At 46.9% G+C, this 17,992-nt stretch carries 11 protein-coding genes and 8 pseudogenes; 8 read left to right on the top strand and 11 right to left on the bottom strand.

Annotated features, from left to right (window positions below; all coding sequences use genetic code 11):
* Positions 1–75 precede the first annotated feature (75 nt).
* Positions 76–558, bottom strand: a pseudogene (locus ABLV54_RS11570) (hypothetical protein); the annotation flags it as partial.
* Between the two features lies 1 nt (position 559).
* Between ABLV54_RS11570 and ABLV54_RS11565 the strand changes: the two are divergent.
* From ABLV54_RS11565 to ABLV54_RS11555, 3 genes and pseudogenes are all read left to right on the top strand, one after another.
* Positions 560–1,049, top strand: a pseudogene (locus ABLV54_RS11565) (IS3 family transposase); the annotation flags it as partial.
* 184 nt (positions 1,050–1,233) lie between these two features.
* Positions 1,234–2,640, top strand: coding sequence for an ISNCY family transposase (locus ABLV54_RS11560; RefSeq protein ID WP_016240413.1), 1,407 nt, complete (start codon positions 1,234–1,236; stop codon positions 2,638–2,640).
* A 51-nt stretch (positions 2,641–2,691) separates the two neighbouring features.
* The gene (locus ABLV54_RS11555) at positions 2,692–3,738 is read left to right on the top strand and encodes a DUF3800 domain-containing protein (RefSeq protein WP_000627691.1); all 1,047 of its coding nucleotides are present in this window, start codon (positions 2,692–2,694) and stop codon (positions 3,736–3,738) included.
* A 236-nt stretch (positions 3,739–3,974) separates the two neighbouring features.
* On the opposite strand, the gene ABLV54_RS11550 is transcribed toward ABLV54_RS11555, so the two are convergent.
* From ABLV54_RS11550 to ABLV54_RS11530, 5 genes and pseudogenes are all read right to left on the bottom strand, one after another.
* Positions 3,975–4,619 carry a pentapeptide repeat-containing protein gene (locus ABLV54_RS11550; RefSeq protein ID WP_016240411.1) on the bottom strand — a complete coding sequence of 215 codons (645 nt, stop codon included), beginning with the start codon at positions 4,617–4,619 and terminating at the stop codon, positions 3,975–3,977.
* Between the two features lie 197 nt (positions 4,620–4,816).
* Positions 4,817–6,350: pseudogene (locus ABLV54_RS11545) on the bottom strand (IS3-like element ISKpn38 family transposase).
* A 177-nt stretch (positions 6,351–6,527) separates the two neighbouring features.
* A pseudogene (locus tag ABLV54_RS11540) lies at positions 6,528–6,761 on the bottom strand (Tn3 family transposase); the annotation flags it as partial.
* Positions 6,762–7,160: 399 nt separating this feature from the next.
* Positions 7,161–7,746 (bottom strand): annotated as a pseudogene (locus ABLV54_RS11535) (IS110 family transposase); the annotation flags it as partial.
* A 341-nt stretch (positions 7,747–8,087) separates the two neighbouring features.
* A complete protein-coding gene (locus ABLV54_RS11530; protein WP_348814136.1) occupies positions 8,088–8,876 on the bottom strand; it encodes an arylamine N-acetyltransferase in 789 nt (262 codons plus the stop codon).
* A 98-nt stretch (positions 8,877–8,974) separates the two neighbouring features.
* Here ABLV54_RS11530 and ABLV54_RS11525 point away from each other — a divergent pair, with 98 nt between their 5' ends.
* Complete coding sequence (locus tag ABLV54_RS11525) at positions 8,975–10,411, top strand: PLP-dependent aminotransferase family protein (RefSeq protein WP_050582443.1); 1,437 nt, start codon at positions 8,975–8,977, stop codon at positions 10,409–10,411.
* A 161-nt stretch (positions 10,412–10,572) separates the two neighbouring features.
* Here the strand turns inward: ABLV54_RS11525 and ABLV54_RS11520 are convergent.
* Positions 10,573–10,932: pseudogene (locus ABLV54_RS11520) on the bottom strand (LysR substrate-binding domain-containing protein); the annotation flags it as partial.
* A gap of 238 nt (positions 10,933–11,170) precedes the next feature.
* Between ABLV54_RS11520 and ABLV54_RS11515 the strand changes: the two are divergent.
* Positions 11,171–12,517 (top strand): annotated as a pseudogene (locus ABLV54_RS11515) (ISNCY family transposase).
* A gap of 60 nt (positions 12,518–12,577) precedes the next feature.
* Positions 12,578–13,381: a hypothetical protein gene (locus ABLV54_RS11510; RefSeq protein WP_101979506.1), complete on the top strand. Its 804-nt coding sequence runs from the start codon at positions 12,578–12,580 to the stop codon at positions 13,379–13,381.
* Positions 13,382–13,404: 23 nt separating this feature from the next.
* On the opposite strand, the pseudogene ABLV54_RS11505 reads toward ABLV54_RS11510, so the two are convergent.
* The 4 genes and pseudogenes from ABLV54_RS11505 to ABLV54_RS11490 form a co-directional block, all read right to left on the bottom strand.
* Positions 13,405–13,755 (bottom strand): annotated as a pseudogene (locus tag ABLV54_RS11505) (IS1 family transposase).
* 44 nt (positions 13,756–13,799) lie between these two features.
* On the bottom strand, positions 13,800–14,075 hold the full coding sequence (locus ABLV54_RS11500; RefSeq protein WP_072072826.1) for an IS1-like element transposase: 276 nt from the start codon (positions 14,073–14,075) through the stop codon (positions 13,800–13,802).
* Positions 14,076–14,272: 197 nt separating this feature from the next.
* Positions 14,273–14,797: a hypothetical protein gene (locus tag ABLV54_RS11495; RefSeq protein ID WP_263084510.1), complete on the bottom strand. Its 525-nt coding sequence runs from the start codon at positions 14,795–14,797 to the stop codon at positions 14,273–14,275.
* A gap of 312 nt (positions 14,798–15,109) precedes the next feature.
* Positions 15,110–15,745 carry a hypothetical protein gene (locus ABLV54_RS11490; protein ID WP_346723759.1) on the bottom strand — a complete coding sequence of 212 codons (636 nt, stop codon included), beginning with the start codon at positions 15,743–15,745 and terminating at the stop codon, positions 15,110–15,112.
* Positions 15,746–16,083: 338 nt separating this feature from the next.
* Here ABLV54_RS11490 and mobI point away from each other — a divergent pair, with 338 nt between their 5' ends.
* Positions 16,084–16,782 carry a conjugative transfer protein MobI(A/C) gene (gene mobI / locus ABLV54_RS11485; RefSeq protein WP_263084512.1) on the top strand — a complete coding sequence of 233 codons (699 nt, stop codon included), beginning with the start codon at positions 16,084–16,086 and terminating at the stop codon, positions 16,780–16,782.
* A 20-nt stretch (positions 16,783–16,802) separates the two neighbouring features.
* Positions 16,803–17,591, top strand: a complete 789-nt coding sequence (locus ABLV54_RS11480) for a hypothetical protein (protein ID WP_040217257.1) — start codon at positions 16,803–16,805, stop codon at positions 17,589–17,591.
* The last annotated feature ends 401 nt before the right edge of the window (positions 17,592–17,992 follow it).

Genomic DNA, 17,992 nt, shown 5'->3' with positions numbered 1-17,992 from the left:
GCGTGATCTGATCCTTCAACTCAGCAAAAGTTCGATTTATTCAACAAAGCCCCTTCAACTCAGCAAAAGTTCGATTTATTCAACAAAGCCGCTGACTTGCTGCATCTTGTGCGGCTGGTCATTTAGATCGTGGCGGTGGGCAAGTTCTCGCATCATGTCTTCGATACGGCTCTTAGCTTCATCCATATTGTCCGCCATCGCACCAAGCAGCTGGAGAATAGCAGCGGGATGTTCATCGCCGGTTAGCTCTGGCATTTTGAAGCCGTTATGGGTTGCCATTAGTTTAAAGGCGGTAATTAACATGCCTAAAGAAGACTTAAGGCTGGCGATCTCCCGCTCTTTGCTTTCAATGCCGATATTGTCTCCGGAGAGATCTGGCGCCGGCGCGCATTTTGGTTCGCTCATCATGTTCAGGGTTGCCTGCAGTTTATTGGCACGTTCTTGCTCTTCCACATACGCCCCGCCAAAGTGACGAGCAAGCATCAGGATTTTCATTGGTTCGTCAAATAAGTCCATGACCTGGACGATGGCCATGATGCGTTCCAGAGGATGAGCGTCACTCAGGACCCACGAAGGCTGGCTGTATCTTGCCGTGGTTGTTGATCTGTTCTCACGCAAAATTATCGGCTGGTCAATACAATCCCGGATGACAAAGGACATTGTCCTGAATGCACTGCTGATGGCTATATGCCGGCGTAATCCCCAAAAAAAACAGGTGCTGGTTCACTCGGACCAGGGCAGTCAATACACAAGCCATGAGTGGCAGTCGTTCCTGAAATCACAAGGCCTGGAGGGGAGCATGAGCCGTCGCGGTAACTGTCACGATAATGCGGTTGCAGAAAGCTTTCTCCAGTTGCTGAAACGCGAACGGGTAAAGAAAAAGATCTACGGAACGCGGGAAGAAGCCCGCAGCGATATCTTTGGTTACATCGAAATGTTTTATAACAGTAAGAATGTTTTATAACAGTAAGCGTCGGCATGGTTCGAGCAATCAGATGTCACCGACAGAATATGAAAACCAGTATTATCAACGACTCGGAAGTGTCTAGATTATCCGTGGCGATTCTACATGCTGATTTCAGTGGTTGCACCAAAAAACCATGAAGTAAAATACTCATGGAGGCTATTTAACATAACAATGATTACACGCACCAATTTTGTAACAGCAAAGTTGTAATGTCCGCCTTGGGCTAAGTTAAGATGTCCGGCGTGTATAATCAAGTAAGGATTACCATGACGGCTCTCGCAGCGGAGTTTTTCACTTTGGATGAAGTTAACCGACTCAAGATTATTCAGGACGTCATCGACCGGCGTCTGACAACACAGATGGCAGCGCAGCGGCTTGGTATCTCCGACCGCCAGTGCCGTCGTCTGCTTGCGCGTTATCGTGAAGATGGTCCGCTTGGCATGACCAGCCGCCGTCGTGGTAAATCCAGCAATAATCAACTGCCTCAGGGACTGGCCGCATACGCGCTGAATATTATTCGCGAACGCTATAACGATTTCGGTCCGACTCTGGCCTGTGAAAAACTGGCTGAGGTTCACGGCGTTCATATTTCCAAAGAAACGGTTCGTAAGTTGATGACTCAGGCCAGTCTTTGGGTTCCACGTAAGCAACGTGCACCAAAAATCCAGCAGCCGCGTTACCGACGTGCCTGTGCCGGTGAACTCATACAAATTGACGGCTGCGACCATCACTGGTTTGAAAACCGGGGACCCAAGTGTACAGCACTGGTTTACGTTGATGACGCCACCAGTCGTCTGATGCAGCTTCGTTTCGTAAAATCTGAATCGACTTTCACCTATTTTGAAGCGACACGGGGCTATATTGAAATGCATGGTAAGCCACTGGCGCTCTATAGCGACAAAGCCAGTGTCTTCAGGATCAACAATAAAAATGCCACTGGCGGCGAAGGCGAAACGCAGTTTGGACGTGCGATGCACGAACTGAACATTCAAACCATCTGTGCAGAAACCAGCGCAGCAAAAGGTCGTGTTGAGCGGGCGCATCTAACCCTTCAGGACAGACTGGTCAAGGAACTCAGGCTTCAGGGCATCAGCACAATGGAATCTGCTAACGCATTTGCCGAAGAGTTCATGAACGATTACAACCGACGTTTTTCAAAAGCGCCTCGCCAGGAGTTCGATGTTCATCGGGAACTGGATGTCGATGATGATCTTGATATGGTGTTTACTTGGCGTGAAGCCCGCCGCGTGTCGAAATCACTCACTGTGCAGTACGACAAAGTGCTTTACCTCATTGAAGACAATGAGTTCAGTCGTCGGGCGATTGGTAAATACATTGATGTCTGGCATTACCCTGACGGACATAAAGAGCTCCGGCTTAATGGCGTATCACTTCCCTACTCCACCTATGACAAACTGTCTGAAATCGATCAGGGTGCCATTGTGGACAATAAACGTCTTGGCCGTGCGCTGGAGATGGCGCAACTTGTGCAGGCCGAACGGGATAATAACCGGTCACAATCAGTGCCATCCGGTGACGGCACTTCACGCAGGCGCAAAGCCCCTACGACGAAGAAATCCCAGCGTTCTTTGGACCAGGACGATATGTTCAATGCACTTGTAAAACTTCAGACACGAGCTGAGGAGATTTTTGGTGAACGCAACCAAAAATGATGTTTTGATACGAACATTTCAATGGTTAATAGATAGAGTGGAGATGGGCAGATGATAACGTTTTCTATGGATGAAAGTGGCTATACGGGTTATGACTTACTCCACAAAGAGCAAAAATTCCAAGGCGCGTCATCAATATTAATAAACCATGATGACGCCAGTCGTCTGATAAAAGAATATTTCCCCAAACTTCAAGCCGATGAATTGAAGTACAGCTCGCTGAAAAGAAGAGATTCCAACCGCAAGCCATTATTTGAATTGCAAAAGCATCTCTTATCTAATTACCCATGTATAACATGCGTAGGTGATAAACGCTTTTTACTAATTCTTATGTTCATCGATTATGCTGTTGAACCATTCTATTATGATTTTGGAATTAATCTTTATGAGGATGGCGGTAACTTCTCAATGGCATCAATGGTGTATTACGTTGGACCAGCGTATTATGGCTCTGCCTTTGATGATGTTCTGCTTCAGTTTCAAAATGCTATGAAAGAAAAAACATTAGATTCAGTGAGTTTGCTAATAAGCAAAATAAGGAGGCTTGACTGGCAAAGGTTAAAAGAGTTTTTTGGTCCTTTGGCATTTAACCACCCAGATTGTATTGATGCCATCATGACTGATGGAATTAGCACTGATGCCTCATTTACTATTTTAAATGCATTAATTTCTCGCACGGAAATGATGTCCTCTGGAGAGTATGCAATTGAGCATGATCGTTCAAAAAATCTGCTAACTTACAATGAACGCCTTAACTTTTTGATCAATTGTGATAAGGAAGGAGAGTTTAAACATTCCGAGATAGCAACTATCTCATTCCCTCTAAACCTTAAAAAAGTCTATCAAATTGATTCGAAAGAAAGCCCAAGCGTGCAATTGTGTGATGTTCTTATAGGTGCATGTATTGAATCAGTTTATCAATTAATGGACTCTAAGGTGCTCAATCAAAATTCCGTTCTTTCACTTTACCAAGATAGCCAGTTAATACATTTCATACCTGATATAGATTTTGAAGGACAGAAAAAATTTAGGAAAGGCAGTCAAAGTGAGGAGTATCTTACGTTCATTCAAAATGAAATCTACTCTAGTAAACTTTAAAAAAAAGGTTCTGAAAATCAGAACCTTATCGCACCACCAGACATAGAAATGATTCGTGAAGCTATTTTATACAGAACCAAAAACACAAAGGCCAAAACAGTCATGATATCTAATACCATAGGCATTACCTCCACTAACGTATTCAAAACAAACGCTTTATACCCGCATCAGTCCGTAGACAGGCATCTGTTCGTCAGTTTGTGGATTTCTATGGGTGGTGAGACCGGGTAGAGACATCATACCTGTTTTCTTAGAAGCTGGTCAATATAGCTGATCGTGTGAAATTCACGTTCTATTTTCATACAAACATTTGGCAACTGTTCGATAAGAAAGTTTTCATCGAAGCGATCTAGAAGGTACGTGAGGGTAATAGTATCAATTTTATTCAATTTTCTATGTAAAACTGAAGAACGCCTCACAAAATCGTTTTTCCTTAACTCTTGAATAACATCGATCAAAATAGGGTTGAATAATTCTTTTTCTGGAAAGGACTTGTAAATTTTCGAATCAATAATTTGAGAAGGATCTAAGCGGTTAATTAAATTATTACTGCTAACTATGTAGCACTTATCAATCATCAAACCTTCCGTTTTGCAACGGTCTAAATCACAAGCGTTTATTATACATTCTTTAAATACAACATGTCGCAGGCTCCCGCCTCTAAAAAGGACTCCTCTTAATAAAGAGGATTGGAAAAGACTGCCAGTAAAGTTACACCATTTCAATGAAGCACCAATAAAAGACGTGTTCGTGAATTTTGACTGAAAAAAATTTGAATGGTAACTGTGTGTCTTATTGAAATTTTTATTTATAAAATTCCTACTCGCAACATCACGATTATTGTAGCTGAAAGCATTTTTGTTCTTCTTATTCCTTGCCATATTTATGTCTCAGAATTTATAAGTCTAATGATATTCCCACGAATTGCTTTCCCTGTGAAGTTTTTGTTGACCAAGCAAAGCAGTTTATGGACATTTGAACTTTGCCCTACCCCGGACATCTGAACTTAGCTTTGACAAATTTTGTTAGAACCATTTGGTAATGTCACTTTTGGGGCTGCGGATGTTTTCCTGGACTGTTATGTTGTGATCCCAAGATGCTGCCGGTACTTCACAGGACTCATTGCACCTAATGATAGCTTGATACTTTTCTCATTATACCAGCGTATGTACCTGTCCAGGAAGCATATAAATTTTTCCAGCGTGATACCCGCCCAGTCTCTGCCATAGAACATTTCGTTTTTGATACGCCCGAAGAAGCCTTCACACGCAGCATTATCCGACGAGCATCCTTTGCGCGACATGGACCTTATAAGTCCGGAGGTGTTGATACGCTCGAGCCAGCCCGGCCACCGGTAATGGCCACCACGATCGCTGTGTATCACCGGTTTATCATGTTCGCTGAGCGTATCGAGTGCGTCATCGAGCATCGTATTCACCAGCGTCGCGTCCGGGCGTGTTCCTATCGACCAGCTTACAACCTGGCCATCAAAGCAGTCGATAACCGGCGACAGATAGACTTTTCCAGCCGGAAGCTGGAACTCTGTAATATCGGTCAGCCACTTCTCATTTGGCCTGCAGGAACTAAAATCCCGGGCGAGTAAATTTTCCGGTGCCGGACCGATTTCGCCACAGTAAGAGTTATATTGTCGTCGCCTGGTGCGCTTAACAACGAGCTGCTCTTCTGCCATCAGTCTGCGGACAACCTTTTCAGAAATAACTCTGTTGTTACTGCGAAGCATCGCGTGAAGGCGCCGGTAGCCGTAACAGCGGTAATTCTCCTCAAAGATATCGGCCATGATCACGCGTATTTCCGCATACTTATCGTACAGACGTTTGCTGGCTTTGTGGTAAAAATAACAGCTGCGGGCAAGTTGCAGAATGCTTAGCAACTCAGCAACGGGGTACTTTTTCTTAAGGGCATCAACTATCAGGGTTTTCTCCCTGTTTTTCAGTTTCAGAAAGCTGACGCCCAGATCTTTTTTTATCAGTTCATTCGCCTTTGTCAGTATGTCACGTACGAGCTGCAGCTGATGAACCTGCTTCCTGAGACGCCGGATTTTACCGAGTAAAGCATCCTGATTTTTTATCCTGAGGGGCTGCCTTTCGTTTGCGCATGGATTGATAAGCCTCGTCACTGATAAGGTCTTTCTTCCATTTGTACAGGACCGGGACGCTGACGCCTATGCTTTGTGCAACTTTACGCGCGGTTCCACGTCGGTTACAGAGCTCCCGGACGGCCTGAGACCTCTATTCCGGGCTGAAGCATTTGCTTGTGCCTGAGCGAATGACCAGGGGACGCGCATTTGGATAAAACTCTTCAATCCAGCGCTTTAGAATTTCGTTACTGGGGTAGCCGATGGCTCGGCGAGTGTACGACAGGCAACCACCGTGAGTAAGATAATGCTCAACAGCAGCAATTTTCTGTGTACGTGAATAGCGTTCTCTTGGTTTTAATTCCCTGGGTAAATCGCCCTTCTCTTCATAAATCCGAACCCAACGGCCCAGCTGTTTTGTGGAAGGATATCCCAGCTCCATGACGACAACGGAGGCTTTCTTTCCGTACCGGTAATAGAGTTCGACGGCCCGAATCCGGTCCTCGTATGAATGCATAAATTAACTCCTGAAGGTCCAGGAATTTGTCCGCACTTCCTTTCATCCAGATAGAAATATCACCTTAGAGTAAGCTAAACTGAAAGCAATTCGGGGTCTGAAGCCCAACCGTACGAAAACGTACGCTAAGTACATTTTTTGAACAGATGGTCATCAATCCCCGCGACAATATGACCGTTACAGAGGCCATTCGTCCGTTTCTTCCGCTTGCTTCAGTGGCCTTAGCTGGCCTTTTGTTACCTGCTCCGCAAGTGTGAACGTGTAATGCCCCAGCATGTTGAAATGCGCGTGTCTCAGTGGCGAAAGTCTGGCTTCATCCTCTTCATTTATGGTTTCGCCTTCGTTACGTAAATGATCCAGTGCAGCCTGCATGTAGATGGTATTCCAGAGAACGACAGCATTGGTCACCAGTCTCCGGGGCGGGAAGCAAGTTCGACCATACGTAGCTTGAAGTCATTGGGATAATTTTTACGGGGTTCTTTTCGCCAGGATAGGGATTCCATACTTAGATGTCCGTCTGTACAGGTGGACGTCTAAGTTATCAGTACTGGCTTAATGGCTACATACGGCACTGGGTTTACGCTTACGTTTCTGTCTGCTCTTCAGTAAAAATAAAGGGGAGAGACTGCGGTACTATAAACGGCCATGATGAATCGTCATCGATTCGGGCCCTGATGAAAGACGCGCGTGAGGCTCTTGTTCGTTAAGCGGATACGTATATCCTGTACAATATTCAGATATACCTCACGGGGTTTAACCCTTTATCATCAACGAGTTGCAGGTCAGATGGTCATACTGTTGCTTCGTACTTTAGCTGGCTGAGTACAGTCTGAAATCATCACCGTAATGCAATGATGCCCAGCACAGCCTTGCATTTTTTGGCGGCGATGGCCACAACAGCGCGCCAGTATCCTCTGCGTTCGACCAGTGAACAGACCCAATGACTGAATGAGTCAGTCCTTTTCTCAGCGCCAATCAGTACTGAACGAGCTCCCTGTACCAGAAGCGTTCGCAGATACGAATCACCGGCTTTTGTGATCCTGCCGAGCTTCGACTTTCCACCGCTGCTGTATTGTGATGGCGTCAGTCCCAGCCAGGCCGCCAGTTGCCGTCCATTTTTAAAATCATGTGCATTACCGATACTGGCAACCAGTGCACAGGCCGTTGTGGGACCAACTCCCTTTAGCTCCATTAGCCGCTGACTGCGGTGATCTGTTTTGGCCATGCGCGACAAAATTCGGTCATATTCAGCGATGTTAGCTTCAATGCGATCAACGTGTTCCAGCAAATCATCAACACATTGCTGAACCTGAAGCGGTAAAGAGCTCTTCTGCCCGGAAACCATGTGGCGCAGGGCATCTGTACTTTGTGGCGCGATGACACCGAATTCAGATACCGACAGTAGTGATGGTTATAACGAATCCCTCCGGGGCTATGTTTACCCCATGATTGCACAAGAGTTAATCAGGCGCATATCCAGGGGAAGTCCCTTCCATTCGTTAAGGTGATTTTTGGTACCTCTGAGCTATGGAAAAGCTTGACCACTTTGACAGGCAGCTTTGAGCGAAAAGCAGGCATTGATTACCTGCTCAATGAATGGTCAATTAGCATCGGTGTTGCAACTGAAATAAAACTAAATCCAGACCCTCATTTGTGAATGACTAGTCTGCGACAGGCGTGCCAGCCAGCCCTCTGTCTATTTCATTAGAATAAAAAGAGGGAAGGCTGTACTCAGGATTAAGCGCTCTTCCCGATGTATTGCGGTACAGGCAGAGCAAAGCGATTTTTCAGGGCCAGGGCAATACCGTCATCCATCAGTTGTTGCGTTTCGATACCCTCTGCGGTGATCGTCTTCAGCAAATTACCTAGCAAAATCAGGCGACCCTCGGGGGCGTGCTGCACGATCAGTAACTTCTGCACAAAGATGGCATCAGGGTGGGTGGAATTGAGGTAGTTGGCCGGGACGAAATCAATCCACTCCTGGGGGGGCAGATCAAAACTGTATTGATTAGCCCATGCACCCTCCACCTTCGCTTGTAGCAGATACTCGTTATTAACGTCACGGATAAGTCGGAAAGTGTCGAAATCCTGTTCGATATCGGTATCTGTCATGTCTATAGCGAGCGGCGCGCGAATACCATAGCTGCCGAACCCTAGATCGCAAAGCCACAGGCGATCATCAACTTCAGCAATTAATGCCATATGCGTTTTCGGTCGGCGTGCCGGGTAGAACATCGGGCGAGCGGCAACGAAACGGTAGGTAATACCTAAAGCGTCTAATGCCATTGCAAATAGCCCATTAACCTCATAGCAGTATCCGCCACGACCTCGATGTAGCAGTTTATCTGCAATGTCTTCGGGTACCAGGGATACGACTTTGCCAGCCTGTACATCCAGATTCTCGAAGGGCACCGAAAAGAGTTGATGACGCATGAGCGCGTGCAGCGTGGCGGTATCGGCGGCTGCATGCCCGGTGTAGTTTATGCGACGGAAATAAGCAGAAAGATCGAAGTTATCGCTATGCATAATGCCTCCTTGATTGAGCGGGTTCGGCACCACTATAGAAGGGCCACATCATTGTCTGTATAGTCAGATCTATCGAAAATCAGACTGTACAGTTCGCAATGTCCGCTCCACGTCTGTTGTCCCCACATTACCGCCGGATTGCTGAAATGCTGCGCCTTACCCTTGCATCAGGTGTATTGCGAGTCGGCGACAGGATGATCTCCGCACGTAAACTGGCCGAACGAGAGCAGGTTAGCCTCCCAACGGCACTGGAAGCACTCCGTTGTCTCGAGGCCGAGGGCCTGATTGTAGCGCGTCCGCGTTCGGGCTACTTCGTTTGCCAGATAAACACATCTCAGAACATGCCGTCTTCCCAGGATTTACCTGGCCCAGTTCCCGTGACAATGTCAGCAGTAGCCCGTTCACTATTTAGTAGCGCAGAAGCCCGTCTGGTGCCACTTGGTGCAGCGCTGCCCGATCCAATATGGTTGCCAACAAACACGCTACAGCGGGCGCTACAGACTGCAACCCGCCGCCTTGACGCGCACGGGCAGAGCTACAGCCTGCCGCCGGGAAGGGCAGACCTGCGCAGAAATATAGCCGTACGCGCTGCACAGTGGGGAGCCCGTTTTGGTTCGGATGATCTCGTCATCACGGCTGGAGCGACGCAAGCACTGCGTCTGGCTCTGCGGGCTGTATGTCAGCCAGGTGACGTAGTGGCAATTGAGCAACCTGCCTACTTCGGTACGCTCCTGCTGCTTGAGGACTTAGGCCTCAAGGCATTGCAAATCCCCACGGATCCTGCTGAAGGCTTGTTGCTGGCATCTCTGGATGAAGCTATTCAGCGTCACCGTCCCGCAGCCGTGCTGGCTTCGCCCACGGTGCAAAACCCACTCGGTGCCAGTATGCCCGTCACCCGTAAGCAGGAACTTGTTGCTCTGATTGAACGTGCAGGCATCCCTTTAATTGAGGACGATGTGTATGGTGATCTGGCCGGTGAAGGGCAGCGTCCTCCGGCCTGCAAGGCGTTCGACCAGAGCGGGAGTGTGATCTACTGCAGTTCATTATCCAAAACCCTTGCCCCGGGCTGGAGAATCGGGTGGGTTGCGGCAGGACGCTATCACACTCAGGTATTGCAGGCTCGCATGGCCGGGGATTGGGCTGGCGCACCGCTGCTTGAGGCTGCCGCGAGCAATATACTGGCAAGTGGGGACTACGATCGTCATTTACGACGCTTGAAGTTCCGGATATCAGAGGGGGTACAAGCCGTTATCGCCCGGGTCAAGGCAAGCTTCCCACAGGGCACTCGTGTTACCGTGCCGACAGCCGGTTTCTTGTTGTGGATAGAACTCCCGCATCCGCTGAATTCATTGGTGGTACACCGTCGCGCGCTGGCGCTGGGCATTGGTGTCAGTCCTGGCCTCCTGTTTTCCCCAGGGGCCGAGTTTCAGAACTTCCTGAGGTTAAATTGTGCGAATGAACCCTCGTCCACGCTGCTCAATGCAGTTGAAAAGATCGGTGCGCTTTGTCATGAACTGGCAGGTCAGCGCAAATAACGAATGCCTGCCTAAGTCCAGACTTAAAAAATATAAACATGGGACTGTGGGGCCGCACTACTATAGGCCAGGAAAAACCCCATACTATGAATCACTCGCAGAGCATTTAACCAATGGGTTGCATCCATCGGTTGAACTCACAGCGAGGAGCGGACGGAATGTCATCGTTCAGCATTGAGGCTGGTGAGAGTATTAATTTCAGCAAGCAGCCAGCGTTCAAAACTTTCCAGCGCAGCCTCATTGATCCCCGTTTCCGTCGGTTTTACTAAACAGAATTTTTTGCTCAGGCATCCTGAGGCTGGCCAGGGCGAAACGAGCATACCGCAACGCAATTCATTCTCGACATACATACGCGGAACCAATGCTACGCCTTGTCCTGCGATGACGGCAGCGATGGCCATTTCATGTAGATCGTACCGCACACCCTGAGCTGGATTATCAAGGTGTATTCCACATTCCCGGGCATAGTGATGCCACGCATCAGGGTTCTGTCTACGGTGAATACGCGGAAGTTCGTTTAAAGGGTTTGAGGTCCAACCGTACGAAAACGTACGGTAAGAGATAAACACATGTCTGAAAAATCGATTTGTAGACAACAATGTCCGATAAATGCCATTTATTGATTAAAAACACGCCGTTTTAAGCGATTTTTCTGCGTCTATTATGTTTATATATCAGATAGTTACTTCACTAACGTACGTTTTCGTTCCATTGGACTTCAGACCCCAATTCTAAGGGACTCAACGCATGTTGGTGACCATGTCAGATAAAGAGATCCACCGTTTACCGGTGATACAGGCAGTTTGTGAAAAACGTCTACGCCGTCGTGATGCAGCGTCACAGCTTGGCATTTCAGAACGTCAGGCGCAACGGCTTATCAATCGCTACCGGGTTTCTGGTGCTGAAGGACTTGTCAGCCGCAAACGCGCTCAACCCAGCAACCGTCGGCTGACCGAATCTCTCAAAATGCGTGTACTCACGCTGATACGTGAAAACTACAGTGACTTTGGACCCACACTGGCCGCAGAAAAGCTCAGAGAGCGCCATAATATCCGGCTTTCAATCGAGACCGTCCGCAACTGGATGACGTCTGACGGAATCTGGATCCCACATGCCCGACGCAAGTCACGGGTTTATCAACCCCGGCATCGGCGTGATTGCCTGGGGGAACTGATCCAGATCGACGGCTCCCACCATGACTGGTTTGAAGGCCGTGCACCAAAATGCTGCCTGCTGGTCTTTATCGATGATGCCACCGGCCGTCTGATGCATTTGCGGTTCAGCGAGTCAGAAACAGCCTTTGACTACATGCTGGCAACCCGGGAATACATTGAGCAGCATGGGAAGCCGGTATCGCTGTACAGTGACAAACACGCAATATTTCGCGTCAGTGGTCCGGAGAACCGCAATACCACCGTTACCCAGTTCGGACGTGTGCTCTATGACCTGGCAATCGAGCTTATCTGTGCCAACAGCTCTGAGGCTAAAGGTCGCGTGGAACGGGCGAATCAGACTCTTCAGGATCGGCTGATTAAAGAAATGCGTCTGGAAGGTATTACCGGCATTGAGGCCGCAAATGCCTGGCTTGCCACTTTCATCGCTGACTTTAACAGCCGGTTTTCACGACCGGCCAGGTTCCCGAAAGATTTGCATCGTCCGGTGAAGGAAAACCCCGATGAGTTAAGAGACATCTTTGCCTGGCATGATGTCCGTACCGTGTCGAAATCACTGACCTTCCAGTACGATAAGATCCTTTATCTCATGGACCCGACAGAAGAAAATAGTCGTCTTGCCGGTGAGAAAATTAAAGTGCTGGATTATCCCGATGGCACCCTCGCCTTCCACTACGGACATCGGAGCCTTGAGTGCCAGGCATTTGATAAACTGGCCTGTGTCGACCAGGGGCAGATTGTTGATAACAAACGTCTCGGGACTGTACTCAGACTGGCTCAGGTAAAACAGGATGAACGGGAAAACGAAGGCAAACGGGAACGAAGCAAAAAATCGCCCAGCCGTAAAGCTCAGGTGCGCATCCAGGAATAACTCCGGGCGATCAATCCCGTTCTGGCAGACCCGAACTTGTTTGTGGCAAGTTCAAAGCGGTAGAATCGACCATCAGTGCTATGAAGTAGCAGGTAACGGTGAGCTCCCAAAAGGATACTTGAGATGATTAAATTCCCGACTAAAAAGCGCGTTGATTTATATAAAAATGCCGTCAGTTCTGAGCAATTACAGCTGGATCTGGCTGCGGCTCAGGAATTTATGTTCGATGCCTGGGAAACTGATGACCTGGACGTTGTGCTGAAACTCATCAGAAAAGCTATCAAAAAATCCCCGCTCTGTGCTGACGCATACTCATTCTACTGCGAGATATCCGAAGAGCCCCCTGAGTCAAAAATCGTTACTCTGGAGACGGCTTTATATGCGGCCAGTGTCGCACTGGGTGAAGATTTTCAGGAATTTGCGGGCAATTTCTGGGGATTTGTCGAAACGCGTCCATATATGAGAGCAAAAGCAGCATTGGCTGATGCCCTATGGGAGTCAGGTAATTTCTACCCGGCCATGTCTCATTGCCACGAAATGCTCAAGCTAAACCCGAACGACAACCAGGGGATTCGTCATTTATTAGCGAACTATTATCTTGAACTCGAAATGGTGGATGATCTGAGCGTGCTACTGGATGATTATTCAGGTGATATGCGCCCGTTTCTTCAGTATACACGCGCCCTCCTCGCCTACAGACAGTCATCCCCCGATGCCGATGATATCGCTAAAGCAGCTATTAGCTCTAATAAGCACATCCCAAGCTTGTTATCAAAGTGCAAATTACAACCAAAGTCTAACAGTGGATATATCACGTTAGGTGAAATGGATGAAGCAATTGATTATATAAACCATAATATTAAACCTTGGATCAGAACACCTAATGCTATTGAATGGATCATGAATATTTCCTCGGCCAATAAGTAGTCAGAAAGGGTAATGACTCCAACTTACTGATAGTGTTTTATGTTCAGATAATGCCCGATGACCTTGTCATGCAGCTCCACCGATTTTGAGAACGACAGTGACTTCCGTCCCAGCCGTGCCAGGTGCTGCCTCAGATTCAGGTTATGTCGCTCAATGCGCTGAGTGTAACGCTTGCTGATAACGTGCAGCTTTCCCTTCAGGCGTGATTCATACAGCGGCCAGCCATCCGTCATCCATACCACGACCTCAAAGGCCGACAGCACTCCAGTGTGGCCAGAGTGCGTTCACCGAAGACGTGCGCCACAACCGTCTTCCGGAGCCAACAGCCAGCGCTGGCGCGATTTAGCCCCAACATAGCCCCACTGTTCGTCCATTTCCGCGCAGAGGATGACGTCACTGCCCGGCGGTATGCGCGAGGTTACCGACTGCGGCCTGAGTTTTTTAAGTGACGTAAAATCGTGTTGAGGCCAACGCCCATAATGCGGGCGGTTGCCCGGCATCCAACACCATTCATGGCCACATCAATGATTTTCTGGTGCGTACCGGGCTGAGAGGCGGTGTAAGTGAACTGCAGTTGCCATGTTTTACGGCAGTGAGAGCAGAGATAGCGCTGATGTCCGGCAGTGCTTTTGCCTTTACGCACCACCCCGTCAGTAGCTGAACAGGAGGGACAGCTGATAGAAACAGAAGCCACTGGAGCACCTCAAAAACACCATCATACACTAAATCAGTAAGTTGGCAGCATCACCCAGGCGATTATGGATGCTGTCTGAAAGATGAAAAAAAGCCTGCTCATCTGACGGTATCGTTATTCCCGTCGATGCAAACGCGATATGGCAGATGGTGCTTGCCGTGTGTAAAAGATGATTTTCCATGTAATCTTAATTACTTTTATTCAAAGGGAACTACGGACTGATAATAACGCATAATAACAACTTTGCATTTTTTTGCGCTACATGTCGGGCAGGAATCATACCTGTCCGGCGCATGTATGAAGGGCTTTTTACATACCAGGCAATAGTCTTTATAGTCAGCTTCCGACATCCCGTTGAGAACTTCGACAATCCTGTTGACCTTGAGCGGGTAGTATTCCGGCGTATAGCCCGTGTTAATTAACAAATCAACAAGTGCATTAAAATCCATTTCTCTGGTTGATTCTGTAGGATTTTGAGTGTCATATCCGAAAATATGAATAGAATTGTTTACAACGACATTTGACAGCAACATGGCGGATTTTTCACCGAGCCATTTACCTACCCCTTTTCTTGTATTTATCCCTTTGGGGTACTCCAGGCTGCCGGCAACTTTACGACCATACAAATGTGTTATGGTATATTTATTGGCATCAAATTCTATTAACTTTATGGCACTTGCCAGGCTATTTAGCTGGCTTACCTCGCTCTTTTTAAAGCCCATTATCCGCATTCTCCTTAACGTGTACCTGGTCCGGTTCTTTCGACCGGCAGGAAAAACCACTTCATGTTTTCAGAAAAGTTACTTTTCAGCGAAGCACGCTCGGATCCTGTTATTCACCAACATGAATGAACCGTAATCAGGTTACCATATCAATGAGTGAAGCTAGTTAACTTTTATAGCATCCAGAAACCGCTAAAATAACTTTAGCTTCTCATATGAATCTTTAAGAGCAAATTCAACTCGTAAGTATTCCATATTTTCCTTTGGGATGAAACCTTCCAGAACATCAGCCATAATCTCGTAACCCCATGCTTATACTTTGTGATCACGTCGTCCGGCATCATAGGTTATAAACCGGGGAAAGAGAACCACATTTGTCACCTCAACAAAGGCGGGTATCTCTGTATCGAGGAGCATCTGAAAAGCGTCATTAGACAGAGCCAAATAAGCCCTGACATAAGCCGGTTTAAATCTGGCCAGATTCCATAGATTGACCAGGAAATTCATCTGTATAGAGACGATGTTTTTCCTGAATAACTCAAGGTCGACGGGTTTATAAACATACTGCTTCCCGCTCAATAATTCGCATGGCTCATTTGGTTTCATCTCGGTACTGTCAAAAGGTCTGCCGTACGTTTCAAACTTCAGTAACTGAGAGTCATCCAGGATTAATTTTATTAACTCACCCCATAAAACAGGCTTCCCGTTGACACGGGGAACTAGCAGGCTACCTGGTCTGGCTTCTGACAGGGCAATTCTATTTAGACGCGCATCAGTGGCGGGATGGAAAAAACGCTCCAGCAGGTTCTCCGGTATATAGCGGTAGTCCGACGCGAGATCACGAGGCAACACACTGAGTAGTTTTTTCTGACTACGTATCAACTGCAACTCCGAGCGGAGAAACGCCTTAATGACCGTGTCAGTCTGTACGTTGGGTTGTACGTCCATACGCTCTCCAGAGTACTTTTAAATCGCGCTACATACGGTTACTTAAGGGCTGTTATTATATCAAAGCCATCTTAGAGATACTACCCAAAAAAACAAGTACTAATATTATTAGATACTAAATTATAAAAAATCACTGTCCTTTTACCTTGTACTGGTACTTATAACATTAGGCACTTTTTATAGAAACTACACAGTTTCGCTCGGTTTCATTAGTACCTTTTCATCAAAAAAGTACTAATGAGGATAGATTTTCATTAGTACTTTTTCCTGTGAAAGGTACTAATGGCAGGACTGGAATCCTACACTTTCATTAGTACTTTTTTTGCAAATAGTTACTTATGTATAAGGGTACCTATTACTGGTTAGCAAAAAAGTTACTTTTTCCATCTCCAAGTTTGCGTGAAGTGGTTTTCCGGGGATGGATCGCACACCGTGCGGGCCACAGGCAGAGGTTGTTGGACGTGCTCACAAAAAAGTTACTTTTTTTAGCCGACGGCATGAGCACAAAAAATTTTAAAAAAAATGCAAACGCCCTTGTTAGTTCAGAAAAATCTGTTTGGATTCCTGTAGTCTGTGTTGCTGGAGGAGTTGATATGAACCCGATAATTACGGCACATCAGGAAATCGTTATCGAGAACTCGGTTCGCTATATCGAGTTACTGAAATCGGAGGCTTCTAAAATTCTGGATGAATACTGGGAGGCCTGGAAGGCACGAAACCAACTGATATCCCAGACCACGTATGCAAACGGGGGAAGGTTTATACCTGGTCGTTTTGCTCCTGTGCTGAGAAAGGTTGGATCGTCGCAAAAACTGACAATTGTATGGAAAGATTTTTCGCCTAGGTTCAAAAACAAAATTGAACATCATGGCGTGGTTGTTAAACCTAAACTCGGAGGATACAGCGTTAGTTGTTTTAAAAATGCTCTGGACTGGGAACTGGAGATGATCCAGAAAACAGAAAACAAAATTAAACCAATCCGTGATCTCCTCGCGGAATTCCATCAACGAAAACTGGCCGACATCAAAAGACTGTAAAAACTGAAGAGGTTAATATAATGGCTGACAACGCATCCCCAAAAACTGAACCGCGCAATCAACGAAACACTGGCAATAACCGACCGTTAGGGATGGTCATTTCAAAACTAAAGCCACTTTCAAGTGAGTTCTATACGCACTTTCATGAAAAAAACAGAGCCTGCCTGCGCCAGTTTAACGCCATCTCCAATGCCATTTATAATATTTTCCGCCTGGTAGAAGGTGACCAGGCGACAAGCACTAAAGTTCAGAAATGGCTCTCCGGTGTTTACGAAGAACTGTCGGGTAATGTAAATACCTTCAAAGAGCAGATTGACAAAAATGTCGCCCGACTGCCTCTGGATGATTCTTCATTCGAAGGGTTCGACTATGGTGAATTTGAAATTCGCTGGAACCACCCAATGACCTATAAATTGCTGGATATTATCCAGACCATCAACGTCCTGACTCGTCAGGCACATCAGTTGTGGTTATACGGTCAGATATCACAACAGGTTCATGACCGAATTATCCTGCAACTCCTGAGCTCACTGCGGGTTGCGATGGACAACATAACTAAAATACTGAACGCTGAAAACCGCGTGAATGGAAAATACGACGCATTGCCATTCATTCAGAACATTAAGCGGTTTAAATCGGTGGAACTTTATATTGCCAGTCTCGAAACTAAAGCCCCTGTTCAGTCCGGTCACAGTGACAGTTCTGCTGATGCTGGCAGTGAGCCGACATTAAAACCAGAAGCAGCAGCTGGCACCGGTAAACCATCTGACAAAACACAGCCTTCTGCTACTCCTGTTTCGGTACAATAACTCACAGGTTGATATGAGTATTATATCCAGGATTTTTTTAAAAATTAGGGTCGCCCTCTTCGGAGGGCCTGACCACGATATTGTTTTTTATACAGATGATGAGTACGATATCCCGCACACGCCTAACAAGGATGTGCAAAGCTATCTTGATTGTCCAAGTAAGCCTGCGGGTATAACACTCTTTTCAGAGCGTGAGATTCTATCTGTACATGCTAACCGGTTACAGGAAATTAATATGTATATCGGTTTGCCAAATTCAGACCTGAGTGAGGAGGCCTATACCTTCACTAATCTGGTCATTAAGCCATTGATGGAATATACACGCTGGATACATCTTTTACCTGCGTCGGCTTTGTTGAATAAATCGAACTTTTGCTGAGTTGAAGGATCAGATCACGCAT

This window comes from Klebsiella sp. JB_Kp042 (assembly GCF_040065275.1).
GTDB classification, from domain to species: domain Bacteria; phylum Pseudomonadota; class Gammaproteobacteria; order Enterobacterales; family Enterobacteriaceae; genus Klebsiella; species Klebsiella quasipneumoniae.
This window is presented reverse-complemented; position numbering and strand designations above follow the sequence as displayed.